Origin of the sequence: Tropicimonas marinistellae (assembly GCF_001509585.1) — a bacterium.
In the GTDB taxonomy this organism is placed as follows: domain Bacteria; phylum Pseudomonadota; class Alphaproteobacteria; order Rhodobacterales; family Rhodobacteraceae; genus Tropicimonas; species Tropicimonas marinistellae.
Genome location: NZ_LNCI01000037.1, coordinates 1 through 1151, shown reverse-complemented (window position 1 = coordinate 1151; position 1151 = coordinate 1). Strand labels below are relative to the sequence as shown.

Genomic DNA, 1151 nt, shown 5'->3' with positions numbered 1-1151 from the left:
ATGGCAAAGGAAAAGTTTGAGCGTAACAAGCCGCATGTAAACGTTGGCACGATCGGTCACGTTGACCACGGGAAGACGACGCTGACGGCTGCGATCACGAAGTATTACGGCGAGTTCAAGGCCTATGACCAGATCGACGGCGCGCCGGAGGAGAAGGCCCGCGGGATCACGATCTCGACGGCGCACGTGGAATACGAGACGGAGAACCGTCACTACGCGCACGTGGACTGCCCGGGCCACGCCGACTACGTGAAGAACATGATCACGGGGGCGGCGCAGATGGACGGCGCGATCCTCGTGGTGTCCTCGGCCGACGGCCCGATGCCGCAGACGCGCGAGCACATCCTGCTGGCGCGCCAGGTGGGCGTTCCGGCGCTGGTGGTCTACATGAACAAGGTGGACCAGGTGGATGACGAGGAGCTTCTGGAGCTCGTCGAGATGGAAATCCGCGAGCTTCTGAGCGACTACGAATTCCCCGGCGACGATATTCCGATCGTGGCGGGCTCGGCGCTGGCCGCGCTCGAGGGCAAGACCCCCGAGATCGGCGAGGAATCGATCAAGAAGCTGATGGCCGAGGTGGACGAGTACATCCCGACGCCGGACCGCCCTGTCGACCAGCCGTTCCTGATGCCGATCGAGGACGTGTTCTCGATTTCCGGCCGCGGCACGGTTGTGACCGGCCGCGTCGAGCGTGGCGTGATCAACGTCGGCGACGAGATCGAGATCGTCGGCATCCGCGACACCACCAAGACGACCTGCACGGGCGTCGAGATGTTCCGCAAGCTGCTGGACCGCGGCGAGGCGGGCGACAACATCGGCGCGCTCTTGCGCGGTGTGGACCGTGACGGCGTGGAGCGCGGGCAGGTTCTCTGCAAGCCGGGCTCGGTGACGCCGCACACGAAGTTCGAGGCCGAGGCCTACATCCTGACCAAGGAAGAGGGCGGCCGCCACACGCCGTTCTTCGCCAACTACCGTCCGCAGTTCTACTTCCGCACCACGGACGTGACGGGCACGGTGACGCTGGCCGAGGGCACCGAGATGGTGATGCCGGGCGACAACGTGAGCTTCACGGTGGAACTGATCGCGCCGATCGCGATGGAAGAGAAGCTCCGCTTCGCCATCCGCGAAGGCGGCCGCACCGTCGGCGCCGG

The 1151-nt window shown here is 65.3% G+C and carries 1 protein-coding gene; it reads left to right on the top strand.

The features are described from left to right. Nucleotides 1-1151, top strand: a 1151-nt coding sequence (gene tuf / locus ARC39_RS25100) for an elongation factor Tu (protein WP_068119617.1), incomplete at both ends; no start/stop codon positions are given.